The organism is Aromatoleum toluclasticum ATCC 700605 (assembly GCF_000378245.1).
GTDB lineage: Bacteria > Pseudomonadota > Gammaproteobacteria > Burkholderiales > Rhodocyclaceae > Aromatoleum > Aromatoleum toluclasticum.
In genome coordinates this window covers 547,175-567,064 of the sequence record NZ_KB899491.1, presented here as the reverse complement: position 1 = coordinate 567,064, position 19,890 = coordinate 547,175, and the positions used below count along the sequence as shown (strand labels likewise).

The following is a 19,890-nucleotide window of genomic DNA, read 5'->3' as shown; positions in this document are numbered from 1 at the left end:
CGAAACGCCGCGCATCGCGGCCACGTCGGCCCCGTCGCCCGGGCGCGCGCAGGTAGAATCGTATCCTCGGATGCATATCGCCACGGAGACAACATGCCGCGCCACACGAAAATCGTCGCCACCCTGGGTCCGGCCTCGTCCGATCCGCAAGTCCTGGAACGCATGGTGCATGCGGGGATCGACGTTGTGCGCATGAATTTTTCGCACGGCAAGGCAGAAGACCACATCGCCCGCGCCACGGCGATCCGCGAGGCATCCGAGCGGGCCGGCCGGCCGGTGGGCATCCTCGCCGACCTGCAGGGCCCAAAGATCCGCGTCGGGAAATTCGCCGGCGACCGGGTCCACCTGCACAAGGATGCGGAATTCATCCTCGACGCGCACTGCGAACTGGGCGACGCGACGCGCGTCGGCCTCGATTACAAGAACCTGCCCAGGGACGTGAAGACGGGCGACGTGCTGCTGCTCGACGACGGGCGCATCAAGCTGGTCGTCAGCCGCGTCGTCGGCGCCGAGATCCACACCACGGTTCGCGTCGGCGGCGAACTGTCGAACAACAAGGGCATCAACCGTCAGGGCGGCGGCCTGACCGCCCCTGCGCTGACCGCGAAGGACATGGACGACATCAAGACGGCCGCCCTGATCGGGGTCGACTTCGTGGCCGTCTCCTTCCCCAAGAGCGCGGCCGACATGTACATGGCGCAGCAACTCCTGCGCGCGGCGGGCAGCGAAGCCTTCCTGATCGCCAAGATCGAACGCACCGAGGCGGTCGCCAACCTCGACGAGATCCTGGACGCCTCCGACGGCATCATGGTCGCCCGCGGCGACCTCGCGGTCGAGGTCGGTGACGCGGCCGTCCCGGCGCTGCAGAAGAAGATGATCCGCGCCGCACGCGACCGCAACAAGCTGACGATCACGGCGACGCAGATGATGGAATCGATGATCGGCAGCCCGGTGCCGACGCGCGCGGAAGTGTCCGACGTCGCCAATGCGGTGCTGGACGGCACCGACGCGGTGATGCTGTCGGCCGAGACGGCGTCGGGCAAGTATCCGGTCGATGTCGTCGAGGCGATGAGCCGCGTGTGCCTCGAAGCGGAGAAGTCGGCCGAGGTCACGCTCGACCGCGAAGTGCTCGACCGCGTGTTCACCCGCATCGACCAGTCGATCGCGATGGCGGCGATCTGGACCGCGTGGCACCTGAAGGTCAAGGCGATCGCCTCGCTCACGCAGACCGGCTCGACGGCGCTGTGGATGAGCCGCCTCAACAGCGGCGTGCCGATCTATGCGCTGACGCCCGAGTTGGCAGCCCGCAACCAGATGACGCTGTACCGCGAGGTCTTCCCGCTGCTGATGTCGCAGACACACCAGGACCGCGACCTGATGCTGTGGGAGGCCGAACAGATCCTGCTCGACCAGGGCGTCGTCGAGCACGGCGACCTCATCGTGCTGACGATCGGCGAGCCGATCGGCGCCTCGGGCGGCACGAACACGCTCAAGATCGTGCGCGTCGGCGAACACCCGGCGCCGCACCTGAGCGACCAGTGAGCGTGCAAATCCACGCACGCGGGTGCTAGACTCGCGCGCTTTGCATGACGCCTCCCGGTGCCTGCGATCCGCAGGAGAATCGGGAATGCGGTGAGGCGGCGCCTTCCGGGGCGCTCCGATTCCGCGACGTGCCCAACGCTGTAAGGGGGACCGCCGCCGCACGATGCCACTGACCCTCGGGTCGGGAAGGCGCGGCGCGGGATGAACCCGAGTCAGAAGACCGGCCGGGAGGCAGATCAACGGCGGACTGGTCCGTTCGCCGTCCACTGCGCTTCACAAGGGGAATCAATGAAGAGCGCCACACCCGGCCACCAGGCCCACCACCACTTCGACGACGCCGAACGCGCCACCGTGTATCGCAACATCCTGGCGCGACGCGATGTGCGCGGCCAGTTCCTGCCCGATCCCGTCGCCGACGACATGCTCGCGCGCATCCTCACCGCCGCGCACTTCGCGCCCTCGGTCGGCTTCATGCAGCCGTGGAGCTTCGTCCTCGTCCGCGACCAGGCGGTCAAGGCGCGCGTCCATGACGCCTTCACGATCGCCAACGCCGAAGCCGCGCAGATGTTCGAAGGCGCGCAGCGCGAAGTCTATTCCGGCCTGCGCCTGCAGGGCATCCTCGAAGCGCCGATCAACCTGTGCATCACCTGCGACCGCGACCGCGCCGGCCCGGTCGTGATCGGCCGCACGCACATCAAGGCGATGGATATCTACAGCTCGGTGTGCGCCGTGCAGAACCTGTGGCTGGCTGCCCGCGCCGAAGGGCTGGGCGTGGGCTGGGTGAGCATCTTCCGCCAGTCGGCGATCCGCGAGATCCTGTCGCTGCCCGAACGGGTCATGCCGGTCGCCTACCTGTGCATCGGCCACGTCAGCCACTTCCTCGACCAGCCGGAGCTGCAGACTGCCGGCTGGCGCCCTCGCCTGCCGCTCGATGAGCTCGTGCATTTCGACGGCTGGGGCGGCGACAGCGCGGACGCCGGATCGCTGCGCGAAGCGCTGCGCGCGGCCCAGGCACTTGCGGCGCAGGGCCTGCCGCCGCTCTGACGGCAGGGCGCGGCGGCGGGTATTTGCATACCGTTTCCTTCGCCGGACCCACCGCCGCCCAACAAACGCTAAAATGCGTGCCAATTCGCAACCCGGCACGCACCCCGTGCCTGCACTTGATACCGGAGAAGGACAATGCCCCTCGTTTCCATGCGCCAGCTGCTCGATCACGCCGCCGAAAACGGCTACGGTTTGCCGGCGTTCAACGTCAACAACCTCGAGCAGGTCCAGGCGATCATGGAAGCCGCAGCCGAATGCGACAGCCCCGTGATCATGCAGGCCTCGGCAGGTGCCCGGAAGTACGCCGGCGAAGCCTTCCTGCGTCACCTGATCGACGCCGCCGTCGAGGCCTATCCGCAGATCCCCGTCGTGATGCACCAGGATCACGGCCAGTCGCCGGCCATCTGCATGGGCGCGATCCGTTCGGGTTTCTCCAGCGTGATGATGGACGGCTCGCTGATGGAAGACGGCAAGACGCCGTCCTCCTACGAATACAACGTCGCGGTGAGCCGCGAAGTGGTGAAGTTCTCGCATGCCATCGGCGTGACGGTGGAAGCCGAACTGGGCTGCCTCGGCTCGCTCGAGACCGGCCAGGCCGGTGAAGAGGACGGCATCGGCGCGGAAGGCACGCTGGACCACTCGATGCTGCTCACCGACCCCGACCAGGCGGCGGACTTCGTCAAGCAGACGGATTGCGACGCGCTCGCGATCGCGATCGGCACGAGCCACGGCGCCTACAAATTCACGCGCAAGCCGACCGGTGACATCCTCGCGATCGACCGCATCAAGGCGATCCACGCGCGCCTGCCGAACACCCACCTCGTGATGCACGGCTCGTCGAGCGTGCCGCAGGAGCTGCTCGAGATCATCCGCCAGTACGGTGGCGACATGAAGGAAACCTACGGCGTGCCGGTCGAGGAGATCCAGACCGCGATCAGGTTCGGCGTGCGCAAGATCAACATCGACACCGACATCCGCCTCGCGATGACCGGCGCGGTGCGCAAGTTCCTGGTCGAGAACCCGTCCAAGTTCGATCCGCGCGACTTTCTCAAGCCGGCCCGCGAAGCGGCCAAGCTGGTGTGCAAGGCACGCTTCGAGGCCTTCGGCTGCGCCGGCCAGGCGAGCCGCATCAAGCCGCTGTCGCTGGAAAAAATCGCCACGCGCTACAAGGCCGGCGAGCTCACGCAGGTCGTCCGCTAAAGCCCTTTGCCCGGCTCGCGCCTTCGGGCGCGGTGCCGCCTGCACCGCCCATGTCCAAGGCAAACCTGAAGCTCACCGTCGGCTTCGAGTTCGAACTCGAGGCGCCTCCCGCTTTTCTCGACGCCAGCCACGAAAAACTGTGCAAGGCCGTCCAGGAATTGCTTGGTGCGATGGTGCTGCAAGGGATGCCGACGGTGACGGCAAAGCAGCTCGGGAAGGCGGGTATCTCGGTGCTTTCCCACCACCATCACCTCGACGTCCTGAACACCGCTGTAGCGGCGGCTCCCCGCCAGGAGCTGGTCGCCGCCGGCCCGCACCTCACCGACGACGAACTCGACCAGCTCGCACGCCGCTCGGCCGGGCGCGTTCCTCCCTCCGACGCCGAGCGCGCGCGCTTCCTGCGCCGGCACGCGCTCGCGCTCGTGGGCGAATTCCGCATGGTGCCCTGCGTGGTCGGGGCGCGCCTGAGTTCGGGCAAGGACGCCACCCTCAACGCACGACTGAATCTCACCAACGGCAGCGTCCTGGTGAGCGAACAGGACCGCCACAGCCGCCTGCAGGCCAACCAGGAAGGGTTGGTGGTGGCGCTCCAGGGATCGGACGTACGTCTGCGCGGCGCCTGTGCCGGACACACCTTGAGCGGCCCGGTGATCGAGGTGGCGCTCGGCGAGCTCTCCGCCCACCGCGACGCCCTCATCGCCATCTGGCAGCAGAACGGCTGAACCCGCCGAGAGGGTAAGGGCCGGCCTGCAGCGGGCGATCCCGCTGCGACACGCCCGTCAGCCGCCGTTCAATACGAGTCGGCGTGCCCTTCCCACATCTCCGACCTGAAGCGCACGACGCGGTTGCGCCCATCGTCTTTCGCACGATATAGGGCCACGTCCGCGAACTTCACGGCCTGCCAGAAGGTTTCGCTGTCCTCGGGGAACATCGCGAGGCCGATCGAAATCGTCTTCTGCAGCACTGCGCCGCCGATCTGGATCTTCAGGTCCTCGACGGTCGCGCGGATGTTCTCGGCGACACGCAGCGCATTCTCGGCCTCGGTTTCCTGCAGGACGATGAGGAACTCCTCCCCGCCGAAGCGGATGACCATGTCGGACGCCCGCACCGAGGTCCGCAGCACGACGGCCAGCGACTTGAGCACCATGTCGCCGGCGTCATGACCATAGGTGTCATTGACCATCTTGAAGTAATCGATGTCCAGCACCAGGAGCGCCAGCTCGATCTTGCGCCGGCGTGCGGTGGCGACCAGGGTATCGACGTATTCCTCGAGGAAGCGGCGGTTGTTCAGGCCCGTCATCGCATCGCGCAGCGAGGACTCGCGCAGCGTCTCGGTCAGGCGCTTGGCCTCCAGCACCGGCGCCATCTCGCGCACATAGACGTTCACGTACGGCACCTGCGCATGGAAGCGCGCGGCCTCCGATTCGCGCACGACGAGCTGGAGGATGCTGCCCACCGAGCCCGACTGCATGATGGGCACGCAGTAGTGGCGCCGCGGCTCGCCGGTATTGTCGGGCTGCTTGAACGCATAGCAGATGCCCGGCTGGGTCAGGCCGTCGACGGTGTGGCCGGAGCGCTTGCCGCGGCACATACCGCTGCGCAGGAGGATCTGCGGATCGCACCAGCGGCAGGGACTGCCCTGCACGCTGTCCACCATGAAGGGTTCGAGCTGCTTCGGCCCGGAAGTCTCGTAGATCGAGAATTCGCGGATGCCGAACTGGTCGGTCAGCACGCGGCCGAAGCGGTCGAATATCTCGGCCTTGGTCTCGTCCTCCTCGATCGCCTGCTTGAAGCTGGACGCGTCGGCCAGGCCGTTGACCATGTCGATCGCGACCTCGAGCTGGTTGTCGTCCTGCCGCAGGGTGCGTCCGGTGAGCTGGACGACGCGCTGGCTGATGCGCGCGAGGCCGTCGTCGAGGAAGGTGAGAAGGTTGTTGGTCTCGCTCGCGATCTGTCCGATCTCGTCATCGGTACGTTTCTCGACACGCCCCTTGAAGTCGCCCTTCAGCGCACGCTGCACGGCGCGCTCCACCGCCTGCGCGGTAGAGCCGACCGGCAGGATCAGACGCCGGGCGAGAACGATCGAAAGCGCCGCGAACACGGCCATCGTGACGCTGATCCAGCTCACCGTCGTGAGCGCCTTCTCCTTGAGTTCGGTGAGCGACAGCTCCATCGTGACGGCGCCGAGCACCGTCCCCTCGCTGACCTTGTGGCACTGCAGGCAGTTGGGCGTGCCGCGCGACGAGGCGGCGAACGGGATGGTGCCGCGGAACACCGACTCGCCGCGATCATCGCGGATCTCGTAGCGGGGCTGGCCGTCGGCGAGGACGAGCTTCTCGATCTCGTCCGCGTTCATTTCGCGGTTCATGCCCACGCCGAACTGCTCGTTCACGTACGACGAGCGCACGACCCGCGCCGTGCGCAGGCCCTGCACCTCGAGCAGGCGGTTGAGGAACTGTTCGCGCTTGTTGATGACCCCCTGGATCATCGACTCGGTCAGATGCACGCGGACCATTTCCGCGGCCGTTCGCACGTGTGCGGTCGACGAGGCGATCGAATAGCTGCGAAAAGCATAAAGGCTGATCAGGATCAGCATCACCAGTGTCCCCACAGCGATGCCGCCGAACAGCAGGGTCATCTTTCGATTCAGATTCATTCGGACTCCGGGGGTGCGCGCCTCCCCGCGTGATGATTTCGCCGGGGTGCAATTATGCCCGGAAAAACTTTGTAACACCCGACAAAGCGGGTACTTATGCTTGCTCATGGCATCGCCGCTGCGCACCCGGTCTTCGGCGAACTCACCCGGACGGTCCGGCCCCCCGCGCTGGAATTTCCACAAGTACGTGGTGGATCGCAACGGCAAGGTGATCGCGTCGTTCCCGAGCCGGGTCGAGCCGGATTCGCGCGAATTGCGCGAGGCGATCGAGCGGGTGCTGCAGGACGGCAAGGCCGCAGTGCGCCCTGCCCGCACCCGATGACCCGTACGGGCAATCGTGACATCATCCCGGGCGCAGCGGGATCCGCCCGCAGGCCACCTCCGCGAGGACGCCCATGTCACCCCCCTCCGCCGCACAGCTCGGCACCCTCGTCGCCGCGTGGGTGCTGTACGGGCTGATCCATTCGCTGCTGGCCTCGTTCATGGTGAAGGGCATCGTCGCACGGCACTGGCGCGCCGCGGCGCGCGGCTACCGGCTGGCCTTCAACGCCATCGCGGCCCTGCTGCTCGTACCCCCCGCGTGGCTCACCTTCGAACTGCGCGGCCCGCTGCTGTGGGAATGGTCCGGCGCGTGGGCGTGGCTGGGCAACGGGCTGGCACTCGCGGCGCTGGCGGGTTTCGCGTGGACGACGCGCCATTACGACATGGGAAGCTTTTCGGGCTTTGCGCAGTGGCGCGCGCGAAGCCATCCGCCGCCGCACGAGGAAGGGCGCCTGCAACTGTCGCCGCTGCATCGCATCGTGCGCCACCCGTGGTACTTCCTGGGCCTGCTGATCCTGTGGACGCGCGACATGGATGCCGCGCGGCTGACCTCGTCGCTGTGCGTCACCGCCTACCTGTGGATCGGCTCGCTGCTCGAGGAGCGCAAGCTCCTCGCCCTGCACGGCGCGCCCTACGCCCGCTACCGCGCCGCCGTCGCCGGGCTGGTCCCGCTGCCGGGCCGATTCCTCACTCGCGAGCAGGCCGAAGCACTCCTCGCGGAAAGCGATACCCCTGCCCCGGCCAAGGCTTTCCGTAATGGGGGAGGGGGAGTATAGTCCGCGGAAATTTCCGTTTTGTTACGCGTTATTACACTTCGCCTCGGGCGTCGGACCGGTCCCCGGCGGTGACTGCGTGCGACGTCCGCAAAAGTCCGGGATCGCCCCACGCAATGACTCCGATCAAGACCATCCGCGGACTCCTGCTGACTGCTGCCGTCGTTTTCTCGACCTTGCTCGCGGTCGCCACCCAGTACGTCGTATCCGGCCTCTACGAGCGCTCGATCCGCGAAGAAGCGATGCGCCATGCGAACACCTTTGCGGAAGTGACCTTCCAGTCGATGTTCCAGCTGATGCGCACCGGCTGGACGCGCACGCAGCTCGAGGAATTCATCCGCGCGATCGAGCGCTCCGTGGACAAGACCCCGCACCAGATCGCGATCTACCGCGCACCGCGCGTCGCCGAACTGTTCGGGGAAATCAAGCAACGCGAAATGGATGCCGCGATCCTCGAGGTGATCGCGAGCGGCGAGAGCCTGCGCCTGGACCGCGGCCCGGAAGTTCGCTTCATCAACGCCCTGCGTGCCGAGGCCGAATGCCGGCAATGCCACACGAACGCAAAACCCGGCGAGGTGCTGGGCGTCATCGACGTGCGGCAGGATGTCCGACCGCTCCTCGAGGCGGGCAATCGCCAGTTCCTGTTCGCCTTCGCGCCGGTGGTGCCGATCGCGATCGCGGCGACCTTGCTGATGGTGGTGTATATCCGCCGCCGGCTGAACAAGGCGATCGCGGGCTTTGCGACGAACATCCGCTCGATCAACCGGCTGTCCGATCTGAAACAGCTCGAAAACGCTTCGCTCGATTTCGGCTTCAGCGAGTTCAGTCCGGTTGCGACCGAGGTCAGGCAACTCACCGAGCGCGTACGCAGCGTGGCCGTAGACAAGGAGATGCTCGAGTTCGAAATCCGCCTGCTGGAGAAATTCATCCTCACGTCCGACGTCGTCAAGGACTGGCGCGAGTATGTGAATCGCCTGCTGATCGACATCGACGGCGTGATGCCGGCCTACGCACTGTTCTCGATCTTCAAGACCGGTGACGACGTCTTCGACCTCGAGGTGTTCTGGCGCTGCACGCCGTCGTCGGAAAGCCGCCAGCTGTTCGAGGAGACCGTGCGCGAATCGCTGCGCCGGAACCCCTACTTCGCCGAAGGCTACGCCGTGACCATCGAGCACAACATCGCCGACAGCACGCGCAACGCACCCGAGCTGGTGCGCTGCGACATCGAGGTACAGACGAAGTCCCTGCTGGTCGAGGCGCCCAAGATCGGCGGCATCGTCGGCATCGGCATGCAGGCCCAGGCCGGCACGGATGCCACGCGCTGGCTGGTGGTCGAGAGCATCCTGTCGACACTGCTGAACGTGGTCGGCTCGGTGAAGGCAATCGACAAGTACACGAAGGATCTCGAGTACTACGCGACGCGCGACCCGCTGACCAACCTCTACAACCAGCGCGTGTTCTGGGAGCTGCTCGACAGCGAGGCCACGCGCTCGGGTCGTCACGGCTACAAGTTCGGGCTGCTGATGATCGACGCCGACAACTTCAAGTCGGTGAACGACACATACGGCCACGGCTTCGGCGACGTGTTCCTGCAGGAGGTGGCAGTGGCCATCCGCCGTGCGATCCGCGAAGACGACCTGCTCGCGCGCTACGGCGGTGACGAATTCGTCGCGATCCTGCCCGAGACCGACCTCGCCGGGACGCTCGAGGTGGCCCAGCGCATCATCGACACCGTCACGTCGCTGTCGATCGAGACGCCCGACGGCGCGCGTGTCAGCGGCTCGCTGTCGGTCGGCATGGCGGTCTATCCGGACCATGCCATCGAGACCAAGGACCTCTTCCTGTTCGCCGACAGCATGATGTATCGCGCCAAGGCCGATGGCAAAGGCCGGGTCGCGGTCCCCACCGAGCAGGACGTGGTCGAGGTGTTCCGCTCGCTGTCCGAGAAGAGCATGCTGATCCTCGCGGCGGTCGAGGCGCGCGGCGTGATCCCCTACTATCAGCCCATCATCGACCCGAAGACGGGCAAGGTCGAGGCGCTCGAAGTGCTCGCGCGCATCCGTCTCGAGGATGGCTCGATCCTGGTCGCCGACGCCTTCGTCGCGATCGCCGAGAAGATGGGTCTGATGCACAAGCTCGACTACATCCTGATGGAGCGCGCGCTGGAGGCCGCCACCGCGGCCAACTACCAGGGCCTGCTATTCCTCAACATGTCGCCGCGCGCGCTGGTGCTGAACGATTTCGTGCAGGAGACGCGGCGCATTGCCAGTGCGTCGGGCTTCGACCCCTCGCGCATCGTGTTCGAGATCACCGAGCGCGAGACGATCAAGAACATGGCGCTGCTCGAACGCTTCATCAACACCTTGCGGAGCGAAGGCTTCCGTCTCGCGATCGACGATTTCGGCTCGGGCTTCTCCTCCTTCCACTACGTGAAGCGCTTCCCGATCGATTTCCTGAAGATCGAAGGCGACTTCATCGTGGGCATGAAGCAAAACGACAAGGACCGCGCGCTCGTGCGCAGCATCGTCGCGCTCGCGCGCGAGTTGGGTATCCGCACCGTGGCGGAGTACGTCGAAGACGCGGAAGTGCTCGACAAGGTCATCGACCAGTCGATCGACCTCGCGCAGGGCTATCACATCCAGCGTCCCACGCCGTCCATCGAACAGGCCATCAGCATCAGCACCTGAACCCTGCACATTTACAATTCGTTATGCTTCCCGGAACCCCCGCCGGGCGGAGGCGCTCAAAATAGGGCTGTTCGCCCTTTTCAACCCAGGAGGCAATAATGAAAAAAACATTGATCGTCACGGCCTTGTCGATCCTCACGGTCGCCGGTTGTGCGCAGAACCCCTTTTACGGCGAAAACGCGCAAACCGCCCGCGGAGCGGCCATCGGCGCCGGTGCCGGTGCGATCCTCGGCAACGTCGTCGCAGGTTCGGGCAACCGCACGACGGGCGGCCTGGTCGGCGCCGCGATCGGCGCGACCGTCGGCGGCCTGGTCGGTCGCCAGATGGACAAACAGGAAGCCGATTTGCGCCAGCAGATGGCCGGCACCGGTGTGCAGGTGCAGCGCCAGGGCGACACGATCCGCCTGCAGGCGCCCGAAAACATCACCTTCGACACCGGCCGCGCCGACGTGAAGCCGCAATTCCAGCCGGTGCTGACGCGCGTCTCCCAAAGCATCCAGCAATACCCCGACACCGTCGTGCAGATCGAGGGCCATACCGACTCGACCGGCTCGGCGAGCTTCAACCAGACGCTGTCCGAGAACCGCGCCGAGGCCGTGCGCAGCTACATGGGCCAGCGCGGCGTGGACGCTAACCGGCTGGTGGCCGTGGGCTACGGCGCATCGCGCCCCGTCGCCGACAACAGCACGCCGCAGGGGCGCGCACAGAACCGCCGCGTCGAAGTGCTGATCGTGCCCGCGCAGGCCCAGCAGCCCGGCACGATGCAGCCGGCGCCCGCACCACGCTACTGATCGCAACGCCCCTGCAGCCCCGCCCTGCCCGCGGCAGCCATGCCCGGTGCGGCGGGGCTTTCGTTATCGCCCCGCGGCAGCTAACCTAGCGCGTCCAACCCCTCCGCCGCTCCATGCCCTTGTTCGACGAATATCCGCTACGCCAGAAACTGAACGACGAAGTCCATGCGCGGCCTCCGGTCACGCTGGAAACGCCGGAGTTCGTCACTTATCTCGCGTTCCTGCACGTCGATGGCAGCGCCGAACGCGAGGCGGACCACCTGCACCTGCTCGCCGAACAGTTCGAATTGCGGCCACCGGACACCTCGTCCGGGCACGTCTTCCTCGATGCCGGCGGATTCCGCCTGAAGTGGGAACGCCACAACGAATTCACCAGCTACACCTTCGTGCGCCGGATCGACTTCAGCGGCGCGAGCGACGACCATCCGCTGCTCGACGTGCCTGCCGCATGGCGACGCGAGATCCCCGGCCAGCTGCTGGTCGCGACGCACGTCGAGCTGCGCGGCGTCGAGGAGGTCGCCCCCGAGACGGTGCTCGCACAGCTTTCGCCGACGGGCACGACCTCGGTCGCATCGCAGATCGCCGACGGCGCGGGCTGGGTCTTCACGGACTTCCAGATCGCCGACGGCTTCTCGCGCTTCCTCGTCCTGGACGCTTCGCTGACTCCGCGCCAGGCGGGCCGCACGGTGCAGCGCCTGCTCGAGATCGAGACCTACCGCGTGATGGCCCTGCTCGCCTTTCCGGTCGCGAAGGAGGTCGGGCGCCTGCTCGCGCTCGCCGAGGACGAACTGGCCGACCTGATGGATGCGATGGGCGCGGCAAACACCCCCGAGGACGACCGCCAGGTGCTCGCCCGCCTGACACGACTCGCCGCGCACGTCGAACGTTCGGTTGCACGCACGACCTACCGCTTCGGCGCAGCGGCCGCCTATTACCGGCTGGTGCGCCAGCGCATCGACGATCTGCGCGAGCTGCGCGTCAAGGGCTACCCGCCGGTACGCGAGTTCATGGAGCGGCGCCTGACGCCGGCGATCGACACCTGCGCGACGGTCGCGCGGCGGCAGGAGGATCTGTCGAGCCGCATCGTGCGCAACTCGCAGCTGCTGCGCACGCGCGTGGAGATCGAGCTCGAGCGCCAGAACCAGGAGCTGCTCGGCCAGATGAACCGCCGCGCGAAGCTGCAGCTGCGCCTGCAGGAGACGGTGGAAGGCCTGTCGGTCGTCGCGATCACGTATTACGGCTCGCAGCTCGTGCAATACCTCGCGAAAGGGGTGAAGGACTACATCCACCCGGCCACGCCCGAGCTCGTGACGGCGGCGTCGATACCGCTGATCGCCGGCCTGGTCGCCCTGGGGCTGCGCCGCATGCGCCGCCAGCTCGCGGCGGAGGAAGGCGGGCACTGAGCGCGCCGGCGCGGCCCGCCGTGGGAGCGGCTATGTGGGAGCGGCTTCAGCCGCGAATCGGCCCCGGGAGCGCCCAGCCGGTGAATTCGCGGCTGAAGCCGCTCCCACAGATACCCCCCAGCGCCGCGTGCGTGCGATTGCCTGGAATCAGCTCACAGAGATCTTTGAGTCTCAGTCTCCCGTCCCGCGTGCGCGCGATCGCCTCGGCTTCGCTGCGGCCGGAGAGACGAGTAGCTTGCAAGCTGTCCTATAATCGCGTTTTGCCCTGAAAGAGCTTCCCATCGTGGCCACTCCCCTGTTCGAATCCTCCATCAAGAGCCTGCAGCTGCTTGGGCGCGGCAAGGTGCGCGACATCTACGCCGTCGATGCCGACAAGCTGCTGATCGTCACCAGCGACCGGCTCTCCGCCTTCGACGTGATCCTGCCGGATCCGATTCCGGACAAGGGCCGCGTGCTGACCGCGATGGCGAACTTCTGGTTCTCGCGCCTCGGCCACATCGTGCCGAACCAGCTCACCGGCATCGATCCGGAGTCGGTGGTGGCCGCCGGCGAGCGCGAACAGGTGCGCGGCCGCGCGCTGGTCGTGAAGCGCCTGAAGCCGCTGCCGATCGAGGCCGTCGTGCGCGGCTACGTGATCGGCTCGGGCTGGAAGGACTACCAGGACACCGGCGCGATCTGCGGCATCAAGCTGCCGGCGGGCCTCAAGCAGGCGGCCAAGCTGCCGGCACCGATCTTCACGCCCGCCTCGAAGGCCGACGTCGGCGATCACGACGAGAACATCTCCTTCGAGCAGGCACAGACGCGCTGTGCCGCAGCGCTCGTCGACGAGCTCGCGGGGACAGGCAAGAACGGCGCCCAGCTCGCCAGCCAGGCGCGCGACGCGGCGATCGCGCTGTACACCGAGGCGTCCAACTACGCTGCGGGGCGCGGCATCATCATCGCCGACACCAAGTTCGAGTTCGGCGTCGATGCGGCCGGTACGCTGCACCTCATCGACGAGGCGCTGACGCCCGACTCCTCGCGCTTCTGGCCGGCCGACAGCTACCGCGAAGGCATCAGCCCGCCGAGCTATGACAAGCAGTACGTGCGCGACTACCTCGAGACGCTGACCTGGAACAAGAAGGCGCCGGGACCGTCGCTGCCCGCGGAAGTGATCGCCCGCACCGCCGCGAAATACCGCGAAGCCTACGAGCGCCTGACCGGCCAGACCTTGTCCTGAGCCTGCGGCCGGCGCCCGGCCCGTCCTTCCCGGCCCACCCTTCCCGGCTCGAGTCCGGGGACGGCGGGCCTTTTCTCGTCCGCCACCCGGCGCGCGAGCCGCACCGTGCCGCTTGCGAACTTGCCCCCCCCCCGGCCGCTCTAAGACTCCACCGGGGGCTTACCCCCATCGCGGCTGCGCTGGACGGCTCCGCCCTCTGGTACTTCCAACCCCAAGGAGGCTGCCATGGACAAGTCCTACAATACCCTCGACCGTCATTTCCACCTGCCCCACGTGCGGCAGGTCGAAGCATCGAGACCGCTCGTGTGGCTGCGCATGGGCTGGGACGACATGCTCGCGAATCCGGGCGCGAGCCTGAGCTACGGGCTGATCTTCGCGGTACTCGGCTACCTGATCCTCGCTTACGCGACGGACATGCCCTATCTGTTCACGGCAGCCGTCTCGGGCTTCTTCCTCGTCGGGCCGCTGGCCGCGGCCGGCCTGTATGAACTGTCGCGCCGCCACGAGCGCGGTGAAGCGGCGGGCCTCATCGACTCGCTGAAGGGGCTGCGCCAGCACGGCGACCATCTGCTGTACTACGGCGCCTTCCTCGCCTTCGTGCTGCTCGGCTGGGAGCGCCTGTCGGCGATCCTGTTCGCGTTGTTCTACCACGGCGACACGCCGGATCTGGCGCACTTCTTCCGCGACGTGTTCCTGTCGGGCAACTACGTGCATTTTGTCGTCTCCTACTTCGTCGTGGGAGGAGCACTTGCCGGCCTGGTGTTCGCACTGTCCGTGGTGTCGGTGCCGATGCTCATGGACCGCAGCAGCGACATGGTAACGGCGATGATGACCAGCGCCCGTGCGGTCGGCTTCAACCTCGGCGCGATGGCGGTATGGGCGGCGCTGATCGTGGCACTGATCGGACTCGGCTTTGCGACGATGATGATCGGCATGGTGCTGCTGCTGCCGCTCGTCGGCCATGCCACCTGGCATGCCTACAAGGATCTCGTCGAGTAAGCCGGCAAGCGCGTTCCCGCGTGCGACGGGGGCGCCGATCCCCGCCACGCCCGCGGGCGCGGCACGGCCCCTGCGGTTAGAATGACCGGCCGGAGCTGTGCGCGCGCCCGACTCGCAGCGCGGCTCCCGCCCATTCCAGAACAATCATTGCGCCAGCCGAGAAACGCATGCCCAATCCCTTGCTCGATTTCACCAGCCTGCCGCGCTTCGACGAGATCCGGCCGGAACATGTCGCACCGGCGATCCGCCAGCTCATCGACGAGGAGCGCGCGCTGATCGCCGAACTCGTCGCCGACGCGGCGCCGCCCACGTGGGCGAACTTCGTCACGCCGCTCACCGAGGAAGGCGAACGCCTGGGCCGCGCCTGGGGCGTGGTCGGCCACCTGCACAGCGTGATGGACGTGCCCGAGTGGCGCGAGGCTTACAACGCGCTGCTGCCCGAGGTGTCGAGCTTTTACGCCGAGGTCGGGCAGAACCTGGAGCTGTTCGAAAAGTATCGCCAGCTCTTCAACAGCGCCGAATACGACCAGCTGCCGCCGGTGCGCCGGCGCATCATCGACCACGAGCTGCGCGACTTCCGCCTCTCCGGCGCGGAGCTGCCCGACGCGGACAAACCGCGCTTCAAGGCGATCCAGGAGGAGATGTCGGCGCTGGCGGCGAAGTTCTCGGAGAATCTGCTCGACGCGACCAACGCCCACGCCGAGTGGATCACCGACGCGGCCGAACTTGCCGGCCTGCCCGCGGACGCAATCGACGCCGCGCGCGACGCCGCCGAGCGCGAAGGCAAGCCGGGCTGGAAGTTCACGCTGCAGATGCCTTCCTACCTGCCGGTGATGCAGTATGCCGACAGCCAGGCGCTGCGCGCGCGCATGTATCGCGCCTACGCGACGCGCGCGTCGGAGCAGGGCAAGGCCGAACTCGACAACGGCCCGCTCATCGGCCGCCTCCTCGCGCTGCGCGCCGAGGAGGCGAGGATGCTGGGCTACGGCAGCTACGCCGAGGTGTCGCTGGTCGCGAAGATGGCGGAATCGCCCGCGCAGGTGCTCGAGTTCCTGCGCGAACTCGCGGCCAAGGCGAAGCCCTTCGCCGAACAGGATCTGGCCGCGCTGCAGGACTTCGCGCGCACCGAACTGGGCCTGGACCCGCTCGAGCCGTGGGACCTCGCCTACGCATCGGAGAAGCTGCGCCAGGCGCGCTATGCGTTCTCCGAACAGGAGGTGAAGCAGTACTTCCCCGAACCGAAGGTGCTGGAGGGGCTGTTCGGCGTGATCCGCAGCCTGTATGACGTCGACATCGTCGCCGAGGAGGCGCCGAAGTGGGACCCGGCCGCGCATTTCTTCCGTATCGAGAAGGCGGGCGAGACGGTCGGACACTTCTACCTCGACCTGCATGCGCGCGAGACCAAGCGCGGCGGGGCGTGGATGGACTCGGCACGCAGCCGTTACTCGAACATGCGCGGCGTGCAGACGCCGGTGGCCTACCTGGTGTGCAACTTCCCCGGCCCGGTCGGCGGCAAGCCGGCGACCTTCACGCACGACGACGTACTGACGCTGTTCCACGAGTGCGGCCACGGCCTGCACCACCTGCTGACGCGCGTCGATGATCTCGCGGTGTCGGGCATCCACGGCGTGGAGTGGGACGCGGTCGAGCTGCCCAGCCAGTTCATGGAGAACTTCTGCTGGGAGTGGGACGTGCTGTCCGGCATGACGGCGCACGTCGATACCGGCGCACCGCTGCCGCGCGCGCTGTTCGACAAGATGATCGCGGCCAAGAACTTCCAGAGCGGCATGCAGATGGTGCGCCAGCTGGAGTTCTCGATGTTCGACCTGCGCCTGCACGGCGAAGTCGATGCTTCCGCCGGTCCCGTGCCGGTCGAACGGGTGATGGCGCTGCTCGACGAGGTGCGGAGCGAGGTCGCGGTGATGTTCCCGCCCGCGTGGCACCGCTTCCCGCACAGCTTCTCGCACATCTTCGCGGGCGGTTATGCGGCGGGCTACTACAGCTACAAGTGGGCGGAGGTGCTGTCGGCCGACGCGTTCGCGGCCTTCGAGGAGGCGGGCGCGGGCAAGGCGACGCTGCTCGACCGCGCGACCGGCGAGCGCTTCTGGCGCGAGATCCTCGCCGTGGGGGGCAGCCGACCGGCGCTGGATTCCTTCAAGGCGTTCCGCGGACGCGAGCCGCGCGTCGATGCGCTGCTGCGCCACAACGGCATGGTGGCCGCTTAAGGGCCCAAGGGGAGCGCTGTGCAGCAGCGCTCCCGGCCCCGCGGATCACTGCAGCGCGGCGTGACCTTCGAACACGCGGTCCTGCACCGGAACGGGAACGCCGCGCTCGGTCATGTTCGTTCGTGCGCTCCCCCGGTCGCCGCCGCGGGCGAGGTACTGGATGATCGTTTCCACGTACTGGCGCATCACCCAGTCGATGCGCTGCTCCGTTCCTTGATGTTCCACGATCGAAATCTCCTGAGGGCAAGCACGAACGCTCGCAGGGCAGGTTGCTGCCCCTCGGCAAGACATGAAGCACGATCTGCGCCACTTGCCGGTAAGTCTTCAGACACACAGATACCAAAAAGTTTCGGGAGTAGAAAGCGAAATGTTTCGGCCTGCGTGCCAAGGTGCGCAGGCAGGCAGCAAAAGCCGCCGGCAGGGCGGATGAGCAGGGGCGCGGCCTCCTCCGCTCCCCGCCCGTGACGGCTCGCACGCCTTACTCAGGCCCGGGCGTCGCCCCAGCGCAATTCGGTGCGGTCGTCGCCGACGTACAACGTCTCGCCCGAGCGGTCCACGCAGTACTGCGGCGAGAGGATCTTCTCGCTGAAGCGCTGCCCTTCGCCCACCCGCGTGTACTCGAACAGGATGCTGCGCTCGACGCGCGAGCCGGCGCGCAGGTGGCTGCCGTGGGCGATCCACGTCGGGCCGATGACGGACACGCCCGGGTCGATGCGCACGCCCGAGCCGATATACACGGGGCCGACGATCTGCACGCTGTCCCATTCGATCGATGTGTTGAGGCCCGCCCACACGCCCGGCCGGACCTCCTTGCCGGGCATGTCCATCTGCGCGACCTCGCCGCGCAGCACGCGCTGCAGCACGGCCCAGTAGTCGGTCAGGCGGCCGATGTCGATCCAGTTGAAGAAGCGGGTCTGCGCGTAGAAGGGGCGCTCCTCGGCGACGAGCAGCGGGAACAGTTCGCTGCCGATGTCGAACTCGCGGCCCGGCGGGATCAGGTCGAAAACCTCGGGCTCGAAGATGTAGATGCCGGTGCTCGCGAGGGTGGACTTCGCGGCGGCAGGCGCGGGTTTTTCCTGGAAGGACTTCACGCGGCCGTTCGCATCGGTGACGACGACGCCGTAGTTCTGCACCTGCTCGCGCGGCACTTCGAGCGTGACCACGCTGGCGAGCGCCTTCTTGTGGCGATGCTCGTCGAGCGCCGCGCCGATGTCGAGGTCGATCAGCGCGTCGCCGCAGATGACCAGCGTGGTCTCGTCGAAGAAGCCGCCGAAGTCCTGGATGCGGCGCATGCCGCCGGCCGAGCCGAGCGCCTTGGGGACGATCTCGCCGTGGTCGCGCACGCCTTCGTAGGAGTAGCCGATCTCGACGCCCCAGCGGTGGCCGTCGCGGAAGTAGTCCTCGATCTTGTGGTGGTTGAAGGCGACGTTGATCATGATCTCCTTCACGCCGAAGCGCGCGAGATGCTCGATCAGGTATTCCAGCACCGGCTTGCCGAGGATCGGCACCATCGGTTTGGGCACGTTCTTCGTCAGCGGGCGCACCCGCGTGCCCTGCCCTGCGGCCAGGATCATTGCTTTTGCCATAAGGGAACCTCTCTCTTGATTGAAAACACGGCCCTCGCCGCGCGGCGGCTTGCGTCGCTCGGGGCGAAGGCTTGTAGCGGATCGACCGGGGACGGGCGGAACGCGCTCAGGCGCGCCCGATGCCGAAGTATTCGATGCCGGCGTCGCGCACGCGCGCCGGCTCGTACAGGTTGCGGCCGTCGAAGATCACCGGCTGGCGCAGGCGGCTGCGGATCGCGTCGAAGTCGGGGCTGCGGAATTCCTTCCATTCGGTGACGATCACGAGCGCGTCGGCGCCTTCGAGCGCGCTCTTCGGCCGCCCGGCGTAGCTGAGGCGCGGGTCGTCGCCGAAGATGCGCTCCGCTTCGCGCATCGCCACGGGGTCGTACGCGGCCACGCTCGCACCGCGGCGGAAGAGTTCCTCGATCAGCACGCGGCTGGGCGCCTCGCGCATGTCGTCGGTGTCGGGCTTGAAGGCGAGGCCCCACAGCGCGAAACGGCGCCCCGAAAGGTCTTCGCCGAAGCGGCGCACGATCTTGTCGACGAGCACGTGCTTCTGCGCCTCGTTGGCCGCCTCGACCGCGGACAGCACATGGAGCGCCCAGCCGTGCTCGGCCGCGGTGCGGATCAGCGCCTTGACGTCCTTGGGGAAGCACGAGCCGCCGTAGCCGCAGCCGGAATAGAGGAAATGCCAGCCGATGCGCGGATCGGAGCCGATGCCCTGGCGCACGAGCTCGATGTCGGCGCCGAGCGCCTCGGCGAGGTTCGCGAGCTCGTTCATGAAGCTGATGCGGGTCGCGAGCATCGCGTTGGCGGCGTACTTGGTGAGCTCGGCCGAGCGCACGTCCATCACGACGAGCTTTTCGTGCTTGCGCTGGAAGGGCGCGTAGAGGCGGCGCATCAGCTCGATCGCGCGTTCGTCGTCGGCGCCGACGACGATGCGGTCGGGGCGCATGAAGTCGTCGACGGCCGCGCCTTCCTTGAGGAACTCGGGGTTGGAGACGACTGAGAACGGCAGCTCCGCCCCGCGCGCGGCGAGCTCTTCGGCGACTGCGGCGCGCACCTTGTCGCCGGTGCCGACCGGGACGGTGGATTTGTCGACGATCACGCGGTAGCCGTCCATGTGGCGGCCGATGTTGCGCGCGGCGGCGAGCACGTACTGCAGGTCGGCCGAGCCGTCCTCTCCGGGCGGGGTGCCGACGGCGATGAACTGGATCTCGCCGTGGCGCGCGGCGCGCTCGATGTCGGTGGTGAAGGCGAGGCGTCCGGCTTCGACGTTGCGCCGCACGATCTCGAGCAGGCCCGGTTCGTGGATGGGGATGCCGCCTTCCTCGAGGATGCGGATCTTGGCGGCGTCGAGGTCGAGGCACAGGACCTCGTTGCCCACGTCGGCGAGGCAGGCGCCGGACACGAGGCCGACGTAGCCGGTGCCGATGACGGTGAGTTTCATTCGGGTCTCCCTGTT

Annotated in this window: 16 protein-coding genes and 1 riboswitch; of the genes, 12 read left to right on the top strand and 4 right to left on the bottom strand. The window is 67.2% G+C overall.

Annotated features, from left to right (window positions below):
* The first annotated feature begins 93 nt into the window (after positions 1–93).
* The 4 genes from pyk to F464_RS0102605 all read left to right on the top strand — a co-directional run bounded on the left by pyk (position 94) and on the right by F464_RS0102605 (position 4,508).
* Entirely contained in the window at positions 94–1,542 is a 1,449-nt protein-coding gene (pyk, locus tag F464_RS0102620; protein WP_018988219.1) for a pyruvate kinase, read from the top strand.
* A 38-nt stretch (positions 1,543–1,580) separates the two neighbouring features.
* Positions 1,581–1,785, top strand: a riboswitch (cobalamin riboswitch).
* 45 nt (positions 1,786–1,830) lie between these two features.
* Complete coding sequence (gene bluB / locus F464_RS0102615; RefSeq protein ID WP_018988218.1) at positions 1,831–2,586, top strand: 5,6-dimethylbenzimidazole synthase; 756 nt, start codon at positions 1,831–1,833, stop codon at positions 2,584–2,586.
* A 135-nt stretch (positions 2,587–2,721) separates the two neighbouring features.
* Positions 2,722–3,786, top strand: coding sequence for a class II fructose-bisphosphate aldolase (fba, locus tag F464_RS0102610; protein WP_018988217.1), 1,065 nt, complete (start codon positions 2,722–2,724; stop codon positions 3,784–3,786).
* A gap of 50 nt (positions 3,787–3,836) precedes the next feature.
* Positions 3,837–4,508: a hypothetical protein gene (locus F464_RS0102605; protein ID WP_018988216.1), complete on the top strand. Its 672-nt coding sequence runs from the start codon at positions 3,837–3,839 to the stop codon at positions 4,506–4,508.
* 68 nt (positions 4,509–4,576) lie between these two features.
* Here F464_RS0102605 and F464_RS0102600 read toward each other — a convergent pair whose 3' ends face one another.
* The gene (locus F464_RS0102600; RefSeq protein ID WP_018988215.1) at positions 4,577–6,442 is read right to left on the bottom strand and encodes a diguanylate cyclase; all 1,866 of its coding nucleotides are present in this window, start codon (positions 6,440–6,442) and stop codon (positions 4,577–4,579) included.
* A 106-nt stretch (positions 6,443–6,548) separates the two neighbouring features.
* On the opposite strand from F464_RS0102600, the gene F464_RS30795 reads away from it, so the two are divergent.
* From F464_RS30795 to F464_RS0102560, 8 genes are all read left to right on the top strand, one after another.
* On the top strand, positions 6,549–6,764 hold the full coding sequence (locus tag F464_RS30795) for a hypothetical protein (RefSeq protein WP_157353519.1): 216 nt from the start codon (positions 6,549–6,551) through the stop codon (positions 6,762–6,764).
* 73 nt (positions 6,765–6,837) lie between these two features.
* Entirely contained in the window at positions 6,838–7,539 is a 702-nt protein-coding gene (locus tag F464_RS0102590; RefSeq protein ID WP_018988214.1) for a methyltransferase family protein, read from the top strand.
* 113 nt (positions 7,540–7,652) lie between these two features.
* A complete protein-coding gene (locus F464_RS0102585) occupies positions 7,653–10,223 on the top strand; it encodes a putative bifunctional diguanylate cyclase/phosphodiesterase (RefSeq protein ID WP_018988213.1) in 2,571 nt (856 codons plus the stop codon).
* A gap of 98 nt (positions 10,224–10,321) precedes the next feature.
* The gene (locus F464_RS0102580; protein ID WP_026295685.1) at positions 10,322–11,014 is read left to right on the top strand and encodes an OmpA family protein; all 693 of its coding nucleotides are present in this window, start codon (positions 10,322–10,324) and stop codon (positions 11,012–11,014) included.
* Positions 11,015–11,127: 113 nt separating this feature from the next.
* Entirely contained in the window at positions 11,128–12,417 is a 1,290-nt protein-coding gene (locus F464_RS0102575) for a DUF3422 family protein (protein ID WP_018988211.1), read from the top strand.
* Between the two features lie 283 nt (positions 12,418–12,700).
* Complete coding sequence (locus tag F464_RS0102570) at positions 12,701–13,636, top strand: phosphoribosylaminoimidazolesuccinocarboxamide synthase (protein WP_018988210.1); 936 nt, start codon at positions 12,701–12,703, stop codon at positions 13,634–13,636.
* A gap of 225 nt (positions 13,637–13,861) precedes the next feature.
* Positions 13,862–14,635, top strand: a complete 774-nt coding sequence (locus F464_RS0102565; protein WP_018988209.1) for a DUF2189 domain-containing protein — start codon at positions 13,862–13,864, stop codon at positions 14,633–14,635.
* Positions 14,636–14,802: 167 nt separating this feature from the next.
* A complete protein-coding gene (locus F464_RS0102560) occupies positions 14,803–16,860 on the top strand; it encodes a M3 family metallopeptidase (protein WP_018988208.1) in 2,058 nt (685 codons plus the stop codon).
* A 45-nt stretch (positions 16,861–16,905) separates the two neighbouring features.
* Here the strand turns inward: F464_RS0102560 and F464_RS0102555 are convergent, their stop codons facing one another.
* The 3 genes from F464_RS0102555 to F464_RS0102545 form a co-directional block, all read right to left on the bottom strand.
* Complete coding sequence (locus F464_RS0102555) at positions 16,906–17,085, bottom strand: hypothetical protein (protein ID WP_018988207.1); 180 nt, start codon at positions 17,083–17,085, stop codon at positions 16,906–16,908.
* 257 nt (positions 17,086–17,342) lie between these two features.
* Positions 17,343–18,434: a sugar phosphate nucleotidyltransferase gene (locus F464_RS0102550; RefSeq protein WP_018988206.1), complete on the bottom strand. Its 1,092-nt coding sequence runs from the start codon at positions 18,432–18,434 to the stop codon at positions 17,343–17,345.
* Positions 18,435–18,552: 118 nt separating this feature from the next.
* Positions 18,553–19,875: a UDP-glucose dehydrogenase family protein gene (locus F464_RS0102545; RefSeq protein WP_018988205.1), complete on the bottom strand. Its 1,323-nt coding sequence runs from the start codon at positions 19,873–19,875 to the stop codon at positions 18,553–18,555.
* Positions 19,876–19,890: the final 15 nt, after the last annotated feature.